Below are 15,437 nucleotides of genomic sequence, written 5' to 3' on the forward strand. Positions count from 1 at the left end.
TACACAGAATAATTCGGTACTATTGAACATCGGGACTAGAGTTGTGGGTTTTGTGTGGTAACTCAACTGATGGCTCTAGTCCTCCTATTTTTCAAGTTAATTTCTTATCCGCGATTCGGGTTAATAGAGCATGCTGTTAAGAATAATGTTCATCTAAAAATTAAATAAAATGAGCATTACTTCCTCTTAGTAGGAGCATCTATTAATATATCCAGCGCCCTAGCCCTAGCCCTAGCCAAATACACTTCTACACAGCACGCTGTACATATATTTGTTATAATCTCAATATCTACTTCACTCAATTGATTAATTTTTAGCCAATATGCAAGACCTTGCTCATCTGGAACCTCTCGCCAAAGATCTACCGCAAACCAAACGCGGCCATGATCGTTGCATTGCGTTGCTTGTCAGTGCAACCGAGCTTTTTCTGGAGCATAGTTATGATGCAGTCTCACTAGATGATATTGTTCAGCATGCTGGTGGTTCCAAGGCTTCTATTTATAAATATTTTGGCAATAAAGAAGGGCTATTTAAAGCGATCTGTGACTATCGTCGTGAAAGGTTTTTTGAACAAATCAGCATTCCTATTGAATTGATGGCCTTGGATTTTCGTCGTTATTTGGTAGAAACTCTGTTAAATTTTTATCATCAAATTATGACGCCTGAAAATTCGGCATTTATGCGTCTGGTCTTTGAACAGAGTCAGCGTAATCCAGATCTGGCTTTACATATTCATCAACGCGGACCTGTACATGTTCAGACTTCAATTGCCAATGCTCTGGAACAGGCAGATGCCAAAGGCGTACTACGTTGTGAAAATCCAATGTATTCGGCTCAGTTATATTTTGGTATTTTACGCAATCTGGAATGGCGTATTCTAATGGGAATTCAGGAAGAAGAGAGTGATGAAGAAATTACCAAGTATATTCATTACTGCGTAGACCGCTTTTTAGAAGGTCATCAAAAAGTCTAGTTTTTTTGCATTTTCCATCTCATATAGTATATTAGCCGATTCCGTATTTTTCTTAACTCACTAACCAACAACTAATTGTTGATCGGATTTTCAGCAATTATTGTGGAGTAACCAATGGCTCTCCGTCACTTTCTCACTTTACGCGATTTATCGACTTTAGAACTTAACCAAATATTGCAACGCGCTATTGAGCTCAAGCGCAAACAGCATAATAATGAAGTTTTCCAACCCTTTGTTGGCAAAGTCATGGGCATGATTTTTGAGAAATCCAGTACCCGTACGCGCGTTTCGTTTGAAGCGGGCATGAGCCAGTTTGGCGGTAGTGCTATTTTTCTGTCATCACGTGATACCCAGTTAGGTCGTGGTGAACCTATTGAAGACTCAGCACGCGTTATTTCCAGCATGCTGGATATCGTAATGATCCGTACTTTTGGTCATGACATCGTTGAGCGCTTTGCTTCTTATTCAAAAGTTCCAGTCATTAATGCGCTGACCGATGATCATCATCCCTGCCAGCTACTGGCTGACATGCAGACCTATCTTGAGCATCGTGGCTCAATTGAAGGTAAAACTGTGGCCTGGATTGGTGATGGCAATAATATGTGCAACTCTTATATCGAAGCGGCGCATATGTGGGGCTTTAAACTGAAAGTTGCCGCACCTAAAAGTTATGAACCACAAGAGAAATTCCTGTCTGAATTTGCCCATTGTGTCGAGCTGGTAGATACAGCTGAAGATGCGGCGGTCAATGCAGATCTGATTGTCACTGATGTTTGGGCCAGCATGGGCCAGGAAGAAGAACAGAAAATTCGTGAAAAAGCCTTTGCTGATTATCAGGTGAATGAGCGCCTTATGGATCTTGCTCATCCGGACTGTTTGTTTATGCACTGCTTGCCTGCACATCGCGGTGAAGAGATTTCTGAAAATCTGCTTGAGCATAAAAATGCTGTGGTGTGGGATGAAGCCGAAAACCGCCTGCATGCACAAAAAGCACTGGTAGAGTTCTTATTAAATGAGAACCTGAAAAAAGACTAAGATGTATCCTCATCTTCACAAATTAAGCACCAATCTCTGGTGCTTTTTTTGTCTCAGCTCTTATAATCAGGGTTGGGACGATATAAAAAGTGATACAAGCTAATGCAAAAAAAATATTGGGCTTTCGCAGTTATTGCAGGACTCAGCAGTCTGTTCATGCAAGCGAATGCTTCTGAATTTGATCAATATCTGCAAAATAAAGGCATTCTTAACAGTAAGTTCAAAATTCAGAAAAAAGCAGAGCTGAATGAATTGCTGGCAGTACTGAGCGCTGAAGACTCCAAAACCCTACCATTACAGATTGATCAAAATACGGTTATTGAGCAATTGCAACTCACCGCCAATAAAACCAGCCTGAAGGGCGTGATCACCACCCCGGACTTTGCTCAGTTTGAGACAGATTTAGGTCGTAAAGAAGTGCAAAAGCTCATTATGAAAAATCTAGTGCAAAGCTGCCCTATTTTCTTTGAGCATGAGTATCAAAAACTAAATCCGTATACCGTACAGCTTGAACTCAGTTCAGAAAAAAATCGCTACACCCTGGAACTTAAACAGAAAGATTGCGGTATCAAATGATTTGTTCCTCTGCTGCATAAAATGATTTAGTCTTGCTCTGCATCACGCCATGAATGATGCAGACACTCTTACTCTTAATAGACTACAAGATGGAATTAGCTTTGCCCTCAACGCCGATTATCTGCTCTGGCATAATGCCGTTTGCCCCCTATCGGAAGATTTAAAACATCAGAAAATACTGCCTCCACTATCCAAAAAATAAATAGCATTATTTTTCAAGTAAAGGTTCAAAAGGTTTTATACAATTCTTATTTAAAAGGTTGTTTAACGAACCAAACCTTGAGGCTGCAACATAATAATCAGCGCACCTAAAATCACCACCATTCCACCCAGTAAATCCCAGCGAGACAGACTCACCTGATCAACAAAGCGCAACCATATCAAAGCTGAAAAAACATAGATACCCCCATAGGCCGCATAGATACGCCCGGAAGCGGCTGGGTGTAATGTTAATAACCAGACAAAAGCAGCCAAGGCCAATGCGGTAGGAAGCCATAACCAGTGGCTTCTCCCCTGATTTAGAATCAGGTAAGGAAAATAACAGCCTAAAATTTCCATAAGCGCCGTAACCAAAAACAGGCAAAACGTGGTGAACAGCTTTGTAACTTGAATATCCATGATTTAACTATTGAACTGTATGATTGAGTTTATTAAAAAATATGAGTGCATGAAAAAACCCGTGCTTGCACGGGTTTAATTCTTTCTTCAAGCTTAGGCAGGTTCAGCGGTCTGATCTTCAAAGACTTCAAGTTTCAAGCCAACTGCTTTACCATCTTCTTTTTTCACGGATACTGCCACATTGCCACCGTTTTCAGCCAGCTCACCAAACAGAATCATTTCTGCCAGCGGTTTCTTCAGATGTTCTTGAATCAGTCGCTGCATTGGACGAGCACCCATTAAACGGTCATAACCATGTTCAGCCATCCATTCACGTGCACTGTGATCCACATCCAGAATGACTTTCTTCTCATCCAGCTGTGCCTGAAGTTCGGTCAGGAACTTATCGACTACATTTTCAATAACTGTAGTTGCCAAAGCTTTAAACTGAATCACGCCGTCCAGACGGTTACGGAATTCAGGTGAGAAGGCTTTCTTCATGGCTTCCTGGTTGTCATTGCTGTTGTCCTGCTCCATAAAACCAATGCTGACACGGGAAATACTTTCTGCGCCAATATTGGTGGTCAGCACCAGAACCACATTCCGGAAGTCTGACTTGCGGCCATTATTATCTGTCAGTGACCCATGATCCATGATCTGTAATAACAGGTTAAATACATCTGGATGAGCCTTTTCAATTTCATCCAGAAGCAGCACACAATGCGGATGCTTGTGAATTGCATCCGTGAGCAGTCCTCCCTGATCAAAGCCAACATAGCCCGGAGGTGCACCGATCAGGCGAGATACCGCATGACGTTCCATATATTCAGACATATCAAAACGGACCAGCTCTACACCCATTAACTTGGCCAGCTGTTTAGTGACTTCAGTCTTACCTACACCTGTAGGACCTGCAAAAACGAAGCTACCGACTGGCTTATCCGGAGATTTCAGGCCCGCACGTGACAGTTTAATGGCAGAAGCGAGCGCTTCAATGGCTTCATCCTGACCAAAAACCACACGTTTCAGATCACGTTCCAGATTTTCAAGGACAGTCTTATCATCTTTAGACACTGTTTTCGGCGGAATACGGGCAATCTTGGAAATAATATCCTCAATGTTTTCCACCGTGATCGGGCTATTGTCCTGCTCAGCTTTCAGACGACGCTGTGCACCTGCCTCATCAATTACATCAATCGCCTTATCTGGCAAGAAACGGTCATTGATAAACTTGGCAGACAGTTCTACTGCGGACACCAAGGCCTGATCGTCATACTGAACATGGTGAAAATCTTCAAATTTCGATTTCAGACCACGCAAAATATCAATAGTTTCTGAAATAGAAGGCTCATTCACATCAATTTTCTGGAAACGGCGCGACAAGGCATGATCTTTTTCAAAAACCTGACGATATTCCTGAAAAGTCGTTGAACCGATACAACGCAATGAACCATTTGCCAGTGCCGGTTTGATCAGATTCGAGGCGTCCATGGTGCTCCCCATACTCGAGCCTGCACCAATAATCATATGAATTTCATCAATAAACAGGATGGCTTCCGGTTTTTTCTTTAAAGCATTGAGGAGTTGTTTCAGGCGTTTTTCAAAATCCCCCCGATATTTGGTTCCTGCGACCAAAGCACCAATATCCAGACTAAATATCTCGGCATTTTCCAGCGGTTTTGGTGCTTTACCGTTCACAATTAGCCAAGCCAGACCTTCCGCGATCGAGGTTTTACCTACGCCCGGGTCACCGACCAATAATGGATTATTTTTACGGCGGCGACATAAAATCTGTGCAGCACGTTCAATTTCTTTTTCACGACCAATTAAAGGGTCTGTTTTGCCACGCTGGGCTTCTACATTCAGATTGGTGGTATAGAGTTCCAGCGGTCCTGAATTCGCAGAAGATGCAGACTCTCCTTCCAACTCTTCAATTTCTTCTTCAGACGGCACATCATCCTTACGTGTGCCGTGCGAAAGATATTGAGTCAAAGTTAAACGATTAATCTGGTGACGTTTCAACAAATAGACAGCAAATGAATCCCGCTCAGAATACATGGCCACCAGAATATCTGCGCCTTCTACCGTCCGGTCACCACCACTGGATTGCACATGGAAAATTGCACGCTGCAAAATACGGTCAAAGCTTTCGGTAGGATGAGGTGCCTGATCGCTATTCTCAGCGAGTTTAGGGGTATGTTGTTCTACGTAATCTTCCAATTCTTTACGCAGCACGATAATGTCCGCGCCACATGCTTTAAGAGCATTAACGGCTGAATCATTATCAAGTAGAGCCAATAATAAATGCTCTACTGTCAGGAATTCATGTCTCTTCTGACGAGCCATGCTGACAGCCAAACGTAGTGATACTTCTAATTGACGACTGAGCATGCAACCCCCTTAGTTTTTAGGCTCAATCTGGCAAAGTAATGGATGACCTTGAGATCGAGCGCAATTGTTAACTTGGTTCGCTTTGGTTTCCGCAATATCCCGTGGATAGACCCCAGCTATACCTTTCCCTTCATAATGTACAGTTAGCATCACTTGAGTTGCTTGGTCAAGATTCATTGCAAAGTATTGTTGTAAAATTTCAATTACAAACTCCATAGGGGTATAATCGTCATTCATCAATACCACTGCATACATCGGTGGACGCTTTAATTCTGGAGGCGCAGTCTGTACTGCAATATCTGAATCACCCTCATGATCGGGTTCGTTGCTTAAACGCGGACTCATATGCCAATCAACAATTCCAGACTGATAAAAAGAATTTTTGACATCACTTAAACACATTTGACGTTTATTGTTTGGCATAAGATTTCTATTTCACACTTAATTTGCATTTGCTTCGGTCTTAGGAATTTCAGACAACACAGTAGACGGACTTTCTACCGCTTTTCCTTGATCCCAGCTAAAACGGCGTGTGACCGGTTTAGAACCCGTCAAGCGCACTTCGATAAATTCTGGTCTAAAGCCTTTGGGCATCGTCCAGCGCCCAGTAAGACGTTCATAGTTTTCAAAATTGAAACTCTTATCCTCCATCGGCACGACCAGAATTTCTGAGCCTTTGATCAGACGCATTTCGACGGAACCGGATACCCGTTTTTTGCCTGGACTGACCTGAATCAGATCAAGCTGATATTCAAATGCATTGTCTGGCAAAGGCTTAATGCCAACATGCTGGACAGTCAAGGCCAAACCACCACGCTGACGTAAAATTTCCCGGTAAATTGTACCCAGACTTTCTGCCTGAGCCTGTTCATCCTGGGCTTTGGTCATGGCCAGATAGAGGTCATTGGTATTGCTGACCGCCAGATCTCGTTCCTGAACCGCAGTATTCAAACTTTTATTCATGCTTTCCAGACTGGCTTTCTGCTTTTGTACTACTTCGACCAACTGTTCAGCATCAGCATCAAATCCGACCACAGTCAAACCCTGACGGTGTCCGACCGTATAGCCCAATAAGCCACTGCCCAACATCAATACTACTGCACCAACCACCAGAGGAGTGCTTCCTTTCATCAAAGGTTTTTTTTCATCTGGCTCTTGAGGGATCGTCGCGTTTGAGTCTGTATTCGGCATTTTGATCTCTAATTCGATTTATTCAAAACACACATTTAAATCTAAATCTAAATGTGTGTGAAGTTCTAATACGTTTTTTATGGTAATAAGCCGATATTATTCAAGCCAGCATCTTCTGCAAAACCAAACATCAGGTTCATGTTCTGCACTGCCTGACCTGCTGCACCCTTAACCAGATTGTCTTGAGCGACCAGTATCACCAGCTTGGCCGGCTGTGGCTTATATAAAGCAATCCGTAATTCATTGGCGCCACGTACTGAACGGGTTTCAGGTGAACTGCCAGCCGGCATCACATCTACAAATTTTTCGTCAGCATAGTACTGTTCATATAATGCCTGCAAATCTGCAGCCTGGCCGGCTTCGGTAAGGTCGATATAAATAGTCGACAACATGCCGCGGATCATCGGGACAAGATGCGGAACAAACAGGATCTGATCAAATACACCCTGCTGTCCTGAGATATTTTCTAGGGCTTCAACAATTTCCGGGTGATGACGATGGCCCGCTACACCATAAGCCTTGAAGTTATCTGAATTCTCAGAGTAAATTATGCCCAAGCTGGCTTTACGGCCTGCACCAGAAACACCTGATTTCGCATCAATAATAATACTCTCAGGCTTCACCAAAACTTCGTTAGCTTGTAAAACTGGTGCCAGACCCAGCTGTACAGTCGTTGGATAACAACCCGGATTTCCAATTACACTGGCTTGTTTGATGTCTTCACGATTCAGCTCAGATAAGCCATACACAGAATTTTTTAACAGTTCTGGACATGCATGCTCCATGCCATACCATTTTTCAAACTGGGCAAGATTCTGTAAACGGAAATCTGCTGCCAGATCAATCACTTTGGTATTTGCGGCCACTAGGGCTTCAGCATGCTGCATGGCAACACCATGAGGAGTTGCGAAAAACACCACATCACATGATTTAAGTAAATCCTGACTTAAATCAGAAAATTCAAGATCGGTATGACCGCGTAAGCTCGGGAACATATCATCCACACGACGGCCTGCTTCCGTACGTGATGTAAGTGCTTTCACTTGAACATTTGGATGTCGCAGCAATAGACGTAAAAGTTCAACGCCTGTATAGCCTGTACCGCCTACAATACCCACTGAAATCACGATCTTTACCTCAAAAATGTCTGTTTTCTTTATAGCGTAATAGTATGACAGGAAGTTGTGGCTTTCTAAACCATTTTACTCAGGATTGATGCTTTTTTATAATTTTCAGCAGGTTGAGATTTTAAAAGTCTTGAAAGCACATACCGGTTTAATTTCCCTCATTGGTATTTAACTTTGTCCAGCTGCAATAACTCAGATAAAGCCCAAAGAAAAATCCTGGTATAGCCAAAAACACAATAGGATCAGCCTGAACGGTAAACGGCGTCAGGCCAATAATGGCAAGCAGTACTGCAAGCGTCGCAAGCCATTTAGGAATTACTCTTTCCCGACTCCAGAGTAGAGCTATAATAAAGAGAATCATCCAGGCCAATACACTAGAGATGAGGACTAAATAACTGGTCCAGTGATAGGAAATCGGATTGTCAGGAGAGAGCATATTCAAGATAAAAAGTATATAGAAAAATAATGCCGGCAAAGACATTAATATAACCAGAAGACTGATGCTAAACCGATTCCAATTCATGTGAATAAATTCTAGTAGTTATGTGTCGATTTTAACCAAAATCTGAAAATGATAAAGTCTTAATTGCTTAGGCTATTGAGAATAAGCTCAAGATAAGACCAATTTAAACGATGCAACCTCATATTGATCATCGCTATATAATAACCGAAATTTTGATCAATTTAGGAACCATAGTAGCCCATAGTTATACCAATATTAAAGCCTGCTTCAGTCTGCTAAATTTTATATTCTTATAGACTGATTTAATTAGGCTTTATTGACAATCTGTCTGTATTGCAAAATGTATGTATGTTTATGCTGACATGTGCATGAAATATAAAACTTAAACATTCTAAATAATTTATACAGAAGCGCTAGCAAAACGTGCTGTCTAAAAACACATAGATTAACAATTCCACCAATATGGCAAAAACGTATCTTTTAAATACTGACGATGTTGCTGAAAGTTTGCATCATGCTGAGCAACCAACTGCCAGAACCTTGAGCTGTGATCAAAATGGTGAGTATGTGCAAGTTCATGCACACTTACATAACGCACAATCTCTTGAGGAAATAACACCAGCGCACTGTTGAGCATAATGTCATGTTTGGCTGAACAACTGCCCCAGCGGGTTTTGGGTTGACGAATATGACAGACATTAAAAGACAGCCCGGTTTCCTGAGCGATTTGCACCAAATACCCCGGCAACTGCTCCTTGGCATAGGCGATGACAAATGCCTTTAAATAAGCTTCAGGATTCCGGTCACTGATAGAAAGCTGGAGTTTTTCTGAATCAAAAACAAAATTATTTTTTTGGCTTTGATAACAAACCTGTAGAGCTTGGGCTTGATTAAAAAGTTGCAATTGTGCCGGTAAAGTCTGGTCAATACTTTGTACTTGTTCCTGCTGAATTTTCCATGTTTTTAATAACCAGGGTTCGGCCTGCTGTAAAAAATTTTGTATTTGCTGCTTACTGCAAGAAACCGGTACCGTCATTTTGATCTGCTGATGCTCTACACGTAAACGTAAACGTCTGGAGCGAGCATTTCGGATGATTTGAATTTCAGGTAGATCGTTTAGGGTCATTTTTATATTTAATCATTAGGGTCTGTTGACACTGCGCCCATGTTTGCGAGGTGAGAGATCTATTTTGCAAATTTTTTTAGTTAAGATAAGGTATGAGCAGCAAATTTAGTCATTCTAAATGCTTTCGTTATGAAACTTGGCAACAGTTTCGCTACTCCTTTCGTTTCATGCCTCATCTACTCAGTTTTAGCTTACAGCACAAACAAGGCATTTATGAAAGATCAACAGATCCTATTTTATTCATTCCCCTCTTTTTATAAAAAGGAAAATTTAAACTTTTAAAAATTTCGAGGAGCCTGATCAAAATTAAAGACGTTCCCTCCTTTAAAAAGGAGGGTCAGGGAAAACTTCTTAAACCGCAGTGCGTTCTTCAATTCCATTATTGGTTGCGACAATCGCAATATCGGCTTTATTTAATGCAAAAATTCCGTTACAGACAACGCCAGGAATATCGTTGATGGTTCTTTCCAGCTCAAGGGCATTCAAGATATTCAGGTTATAAACATCCAGAATTACATTACCGTTATCAGTCACCACACCTTCACGATAAGCAGGATCCCCCCCCAGAGCAACCAGTTTACGTGCCACAGCCGAACGTGCCATTGGGATCACTTCTACAGGAAGCGGGAAATCACGCCCCAATTGCTCCACCCATTTTGAATCGTCAACGATACATACAAATTTTCTTGCAATAGAGGCAACAATTTTTTCACGTGTTAGCGCAGCACCCCCACCTTTGATCATGTGCATATGACGGTCAATTTCATCGGCACCATCTACATAAGCATCTAAACTGCCAACGCTGTTCATATCGACCACGTCTATACCCAGCTTTTTCAGACGCTCTGCTGTGGCTTCTGAGCTTGCCACTGCTGCTTCCAGCTGAAGCTCTGGCAAAAGATCAATTAAAAAGTTCACGGTACTGCCTGTACCAATGCCTAAAATGCCCCCTTTTGGTAAGTGTTTTAAAGCTGCTTTGGCCGCAGCCTGTTTTTTCTCATCTTGGGTTGCATATAGACTCATGACATCACTCAACTATTTTGGACTTTTGCAGCATTTTTAAACCGAAAAGCCGTATGGTTTGTTACAATAAGCGCCTATTTTAAACTGTTAGATGGAAAATTAACATGCTGTCTCGTTTGGTTCGACAAATTTTACAAGCAACGGTCTACGATGTTGCAATCGAAACTCCACTCGAAGCAGCGCCACGAATTAGCGAACGACTCAATAACAACATTCGTTTTAAGCGTGAAGATTTACAACCGGTCTTTTCCTTTAAACTACGCGGTGCCTACAACCGTATTAGTCAATTACCGAAATCCCAGCTCGAACGTGGCGTTATTACGGCTTCCGCAGGCAACCATGCACAAGGCGTGGCACTGTCTGGTAAAAAGTTAGGGATTCGCGCCATTATTGTGATGCCGAAAACTACACCGGATATCAAAGTACAAGCCGTTAAACGCCTAGGTGGTGAAGTGGTTTTACATGGTGATTCATTTGATGTCGCCAACAAGTATGCTATTCAGCGTGCGCAAGATGATGTCATGACCTTCATTCCGCCTTATGACGATGAGCTGGTGATGGCAGGTCAAGGTACGATTGCCAATGAAATCCTGCGTCAATGGCGTGATGTAGATTATGTATTTGTTGCGGTTGGCGGTGGCGGCCTGATTGCCGGGATTGCAGCCTATCTGGGAGATGTGGCGCCACACGTCAAAGTCATTCCAGTGGAATATGATGAATCTGCCTGCCTAAAAGCTGCTTTAGAAGCAAATGAGCGTGTGACCCTTCCATCTGTCGGTTTATTTGCAGATGGAACGGCGGTGGCCCAGATTGGTGAAAAACCATTTGAAGTGATTCGCCTGCAAAAATCAGACAACTCAGGCCCGATCGTCGAGCCGAATGTAGTACTGGTCAATACTGACGAAATCTGTGCTGCAATTAAAGATACATATGACGAGTGCCGCAGTATTGTTGAGCCATCAGGTGCGATGGCGCTGGCAGGTATTAAAAAATACGTTGAAGAACATCAAATTACCGATAAAAATATGGTGTCAATTGTCTGCGGCGCCAACATGAACTTTGATCGTTTACGTTATATTGCAGAGCGTACTGAACTTGGCGAGCGTAAAGAAGCCATTTTTGCCGTGACCATTCCTGAAGAAAAAGGCTCATTTCTGAAATTCTGCCGCGCCCTGCAAGGTCGTAATATTACGGAATTTAACTACCGTGCCAGTGATGCTTCTGCGGCACAGGTTTTTGTCGGCATCAGTTTAAAGAATGGTGAAAAAGAGCGTCAGGAAATTTATGAAAACCTTAAGTTTCATTATGATGTTGACGACCTATCCGATGATGAAGTCGCAAAACTGCATATCCGTTACTTAATCGGCGGTCATGCCGATATTGAAAATGAACGCTTATTCCGCGTGGAGTTCCCGGAGCGTCCAGGCGCATTGCTAACGTTCCTGGAGCGTCTGGGTCCTACCCATAACATTACCCTGTTCCACTACCGCAACCACGGCGCAGCAGAAGGTCGTGTGCTGGTGGGCCTGGAAGCTGAAGATGCACAGCAAAATCCGGACGGTCTGGTTGAAACTCTGGAAAGCATTAGCTATCCATACGATGAGATTACCAATAATCTGGGTTATCAGCGTTTCCTAAAATAAAGAGCAGATCATCAAACCGTCTGAACAGGCGGTTTTTTTATTGCCTGGATTTTCTGAAAAAGGCCACAAATACAGGATTTATGTAATAGTAGATAGCTGATTATTCTAAAAATCTTTAAGATATTAAGCAGATTCGATTTGAATAAAAAGTTAGGAACATTTCCATGGCATTATTTGCAGTCATTGGACTCGGCAGCTTTGGTGCAACGGTTGCAACTCAGCTAATTGAGCTGAAACATGAAGTGATTGGCATCGATCTGAATAAAAAATATGTTGAAAATATCTCTGACCAGCTGACACATGCGGTGATTGCCGATGCAACCGATGAACATGTCTTGGATGAGCTGGATGTCAAGCGTTGTGAAGCTGTAGTTGTGGCGATTGGTGAAGATATTGAGGCCAGTATTCTTTGTGTGCTACACCTGAAAAACATGGGTGTTAAAAAAATATGGGTCAAAGCCAAATCCAAGGCTCATCATATGATTCTGACCCATCTGAATGTCGATAAAATTATTCATCCTGAAGAAGATATGGGCGTACGTGTTGCCCAGTCTCTGAGCTATCCAATGGTCAGCCGCTATATGGCGCTGGAAGATGATCATTATATTGTCAAAGTCGAAATCCATGCCGACCATCATGGCATGCCGCTACGTAAATTGATGAACCATGTGCCTGAAATTAAAACCCTGCTGCTTAAACGTGGTAGCCGCATAGACGACAGCCCTGCTCCGGATATGCTGCTTCAAGAGGGCGACATTCTGGTCATTGAAGGTCTGCTTGAACCTTTACGCCGTCTTTCCAAATATTTTAAACGCTTATGAAAACACCAGACCTTAGTTCACATCACACGGTAAATCTTAGCCCGCCCGCCCTTCTGGCTTTGGGTTTTCTCGGGCTAATTTTTATCGGTTCTTTGCTGCTGATGCTGCCGATTGCCCATCAACAGGAGATTAGCTGGCTGGATGCTATTTTTACTGCCACTTCTGCCGTCACCATTACTGGCCTGTCAGTCGTAAACGTCGGAGAAGCGTATACGATGTTTGGCCAAATTATCATTATGTTCTTATTGCAATGTGGTGGTCTGGGCTTTATGACTTTTGCAATTCTTGCGGTCATGAGTCTGGTGCCAGGAATGGGCTTAAAGCAGCAGGTTATGGCTCAGGAATCCATAGGACAAACCAGCTTAAAAAAAGTCAGCTTTACCATTAAGGCGGTTTTTTTATATTCATTATTTTTTGAAGCTATTGGCACTATGATTTTAACCCTGGCCTGGCTGCAAGATTACCCCTTGGGTGACGCTTTATTTTATGCAGCATTTTATAGCGTTTCTGCCTTCAATAATGGTGGATTTTCTTTATTTCCCAATAGTTTAATGAGTTTTTCCGGGCAATATCTGGTGACCTTTACCATTAGCATGCTGTACATCATCGGCGGGATCGGCTTTTTGGTGCTGATGGATGTAAAAAAACATAAACGCTGGTCCAGGCTCAGCACCAATAGCAAACTGATTCTCTCTACCATTCTGGGTTTGAACTTAGGGGCTTTTATTCTGCTCTGGATTTTAGAAGCGTCGAATCCGCAAACCCTTGGAATCCTGAGTCTAGGCGATCAAGCTTTAAACGCCTGGTTTCATGCCACCGTCCCACGCTCTTCAGGGTTTAACAGCCTGCCTTTAGATCAGATGACAGATGCTTCGACACTGGTCACCATGATCCTGATGTTTATTGGCGGAGGATCTTTAAGTACCGCAGGTGGCATCAAAGTCGGTACTTTTATTATTGTATTGATCAGCGTGATCAGTTTTTTACGCCGCGAAGATGAAATTCGCCTGTTTAATCACTCCATTTCCGAAACAACCACCTTTAAAGCTTTGGCAGTGGTCTGTATTACCGCTGGACTGATCATTATGGGCTTTATGAGTTTACTGATTCTTGAACCTGATCATGAGTTTCTAGATTTGTTATTTGAGACAGTTTCAGCAGCCTGCACCGTCGGCTTGTCACGAGGCGTAACCGAAGAGCTGCAACCTGCCAGTTTGATCATATTAATGCTCTTGATGTACGCCGGTCGTTTGGGTCCCTTAACCCTAGCCTACTTTATTGCAACCCCGAAAAAAAGCCGCCTGAAGCATCCTCTGACAGAGATTCAGATTGGATAATTTTTAATTTGAAACACATAAATAGCCGATAAAAAAACCACGCCAAAGCATGGTTTTTTTATTCGAGGTATTTTAATACCAGTTCAGTAAAGATACACCCAAACCGACATAAGTCGCGCGGTGATTATAATCAATCAGACTCTCGCCATAACCATCAAAAAGTTGGAACTGTCCACGCAAACGACCACTAATCGGGAATGACCAGTCAAACTGTACGGCGCCACGACTTTCATCCCCACCTTTCAGTGTATGTCTCAACATTAATGAAAAATCATGTTCCTTGTGACGATAAAATGCAGTCAGATCCCCCCGACCAATATAGTTTTTGATTTCAGGATTGTTATCATCCTCCCACTTCTCTTCAATTCGATACCAGGGGCGAACCATCATGGCGAAATTGTCTTTTTCAAAACCAAGATTCAATATAACCCGGTTCCAGCTACGTGAAAGCGGATCTGAACGGCCATTGGACTGATGGTTAAGCGTCAGACCAAGTAAACGCCAGTTTAAACCGAACAAGTCATAATTCGTACGGAAGATCAGGCTGGCTTCAGGTTCATAATTGGTTTCACGAAACGGCCGGGATTCATCCGAATTATAGACCTGCCAGCGTGAAGACTGAGTATAACCTAACCAGAGATCACCATTATTGCCGAGAATATTTTCCACGGCCTTGGTTTTCAAAGACAGCTGGAATTTTGCTTCAGTTGACGTGAGATTCTGTTTCTCTGTCTCGGTATTGTTCGGGTTTTCACTTTGTGGGAATTCATTTTTTTTCGATGTCCAGAAACCTGGCATCAAATATAGCGGTTGGTAGGAGCGGATGTTCCATGTACCCAGTTTACTCTCTGGTGAAAGCTCCCAACGGCTATCCATTAAAGACTCAGTGGGAGTCAGTCTTGGCCTCTCAGAAGTATAGATATTAGAAAAAATATCTGCACTTTTTGCTTTCAGGCTATCGGCTGTGGGCCTAAGTTCCTGGGCAGCACGCTGTTCAGAAACAATTTCAGGCTGATTACTGCCCGATGCTTTAAATAAAGTATCGTAACAAGCCAGTCGCTCCGCACTCACTTCCAGTGCTGCACAGGCTTCGGCGGTTGCGGGCGTAGGACTATTGACCAGCACCGGATTTTC

General features: G+C 42.8%; 15 protein-coding genes. 6 read left to right on the top strand and 9 right to left on the bottom strand.

The genetic code is table 11. The features are described 5' to 3' along the window. Positions 1–322 precede the first annotated feature (322 nt). From E2K52_RS10045 to E2K52_RS10055, 3 genes are all read left to right on the top strand, one after another. Positions 323–973, top strand: coding sequence for a TetR/AcrR family transcriptional regulator (locus E2K52_RS10045; protein ID WP_151204979.1), 651 nt, complete (start codon positions 323–325; stop codon positions 971–973). A gap of 114 nt (positions 974–1,087) precedes the next feature. Continuing rightward, positions 1,088–2,008 carry an ornithine carbamoyltransferase gene (gene argF / locus E2K52_RS10050; protein ID WP_151204980.1) on the top strand — a complete coding sequence of 307 codons (921 nt, stop codon included), beginning with the start codon at positions 1,088–1,090 and terminating at the stop codon, positions 2,006–2,008. 102 nt (positions 2,009–2,110) lie between these two features. Continuing rightward, positions 2,111–2,584, top strand: coding sequence for a hypothetical protein (locus E2K52_RS10055; RefSeq protein ID WP_151204981.1), 474 nt, complete (start codon positions 2,111–2,113; stop codon positions 2,582–2,584). A gap of 264 nt (positions 2,585–2,848) precedes the next feature. Here the strand turns inward: E2K52_RS10055 and E2K52_RS10060 are convergent, their stop codons facing one another. From E2K52_RS10060 to rpiA, 8 genes are all read right to left on the bottom strand, one after another. After that, positions 2,849–3,202 carry a YnfA family protein gene (locus tag E2K52_RS10060; protein WP_151204982.1) on the bottom strand — a complete coding sequence of 118 codons (354 nt, stop codon included), beginning with the start codon at positions 3,200–3,202 and terminating at the stop codon, positions 2,849–2,851. Between the two features lie 93 nt (positions 3,203–3,295). Continuing rightward, positions 3,296–5,572, bottom strand: coding sequence for an ATP-dependent Clp protease ATP-binding subunit ClpA (gene clpA, locus E2K52_RS10065; protein WP_151204983.1), 2,277 nt, complete (start codon positions 5,570–5,572; stop codon positions 3,296–3,298). 9 nt (positions 5,573–5,581) lie between these two features. Further along, positions 5,582–5,995, bottom strand: coding sequence for an ATP-dependent Clp protease adapter ClpS (gene clpS / locus E2K52_RS10070; RefSeq protein ID WP_151204984.1), 414 nt, complete (start codon positions 5,993–5,995; stop codon positions 5,582–5,584). A gap of 18 nt (positions 5,996–6,013) precedes the next feature. Continuing rightward, positions 6,014–6,763, bottom strand: a complete 750-nt coding sequence (locus E2K52_RS10075; RefSeq protein ID WP_151204985.1) for a DUF6776 family protein — start codon at positions 6,761–6,763, stop codon at positions 6,014–6,016. A gap of 77 nt (positions 6,764–6,840) precedes the next feature. Then, positions 6,841–7,890, bottom strand: coding sequence for an N-acetyl-gamma-glutamyl-phosphate reductase (argC, locus tag E2K52_RS10080; RefSeq protein WP_151204986.1), 1,050 nt, complete (start codon positions 7,888–7,890; stop codon positions 6,841–6,843). A 148-nt stretch (positions 7,891–8,038) separates the two neighbouring features. Beyond that, positions 8,039–8,371 (bottom strand): hypothetical protein, encoded by a 333-nt coding sequence (locus tag E2K52_RS10085; RefSeq protein ID WP_151204987.1) that lies wholly within the window; start codon positions 8,369–8,371, stop codon positions 8,039–8,041. A 427-nt stretch (positions 8,372–8,798) separates the two neighbouring features. Further along, positions 8,799–9,479, bottom strand: a complete 681-nt coding sequence (locus tag E2K52_RS10090) for a M48 family metallopeptidase (protein ID WP_151204988.1) — start codon at positions 9,477–9,479, stop codon at positions 8,799–8,801. Positions 9,480–9,830: 351 nt separating this feature from the next. After that, positions 9,831–10,502: a ribose-5-phosphate isomerase RpiA gene (gene rpiA, locus E2K52_RS10095; RefSeq protein WP_151204989.1), complete on the bottom strand. Its 672-nt coding sequence runs from the start codon at positions 10,500–10,502 to the stop codon at positions 9,831–9,833. A 104-nt stretch (positions 10,503–10,606) separates the two neighbouring features. Here rpiA and ilvA point away from each other — a divergent pair, with 104 nt between their 5' ends. The 3 genes from ilvA to E2K52_RS10110 all read left to right on the top strand — a co-directional run bounded on the left by ilvA (position 10,607) and on the right by E2K52_RS10110 (position 14,303). Next, positions 10,607–12,145, top strand: coding sequence for a threonine ammonia-lyase, biosynthetic (gene ilvA, locus E2K52_RS10100; protein WP_151204990.1), 1,539 nt, complete (start codon positions 10,607–10,609; stop codon positions 12,143–12,145). Between the two features lie 164 nt (positions 12,146–12,309). Continuing rightward, positions 12,310–12,966, top strand: coding sequence for a potassium channel family protein (locus E2K52_RS10105; RefSeq protein ID WP_151204991.1), 657 nt, complete (start codon positions 12,310–12,312; stop codon positions 12,964–12,966). Continuing rightward, complete coding sequence (locus E2K52_RS10110; protein ID WP_151204992.1) at positions 12,963–14,303, top strand: TrkH family potassium uptake protein; 1,341 nt, start codon at positions 12,963–12,965, stop codon at positions 14,301–14,303. Before E2K52_RS10105 ends, E2K52_RS10110 begins: the two co-directional genes overlap by 4 nt. A 72-nt stretch (positions 14,304–14,375) precedes the next feature. Here E2K52_RS10110 and E2K52_RS10115 read toward each other — a convergent pair. Continuing rightward, positions 14,376–15,437, bottom strand: a 1,062-nt coding sequence (locus tag E2K52_RS10115; protein WP_151204994.1) for a phospholipase A, incomplete at its 5' end; no start/stop codon positions are given.

The sequence above is a fragment of the Acinetobacter sp. RF14B genome, from assembly GCF_006864105.1.
Classification (GTDB): domain Bacteria; phylum Pseudomonadota; class Gammaproteobacteria; order Pseudomonadales; family Moraxellaceae; genus Acinetobacter; species Acinetobacter lwoffii_C.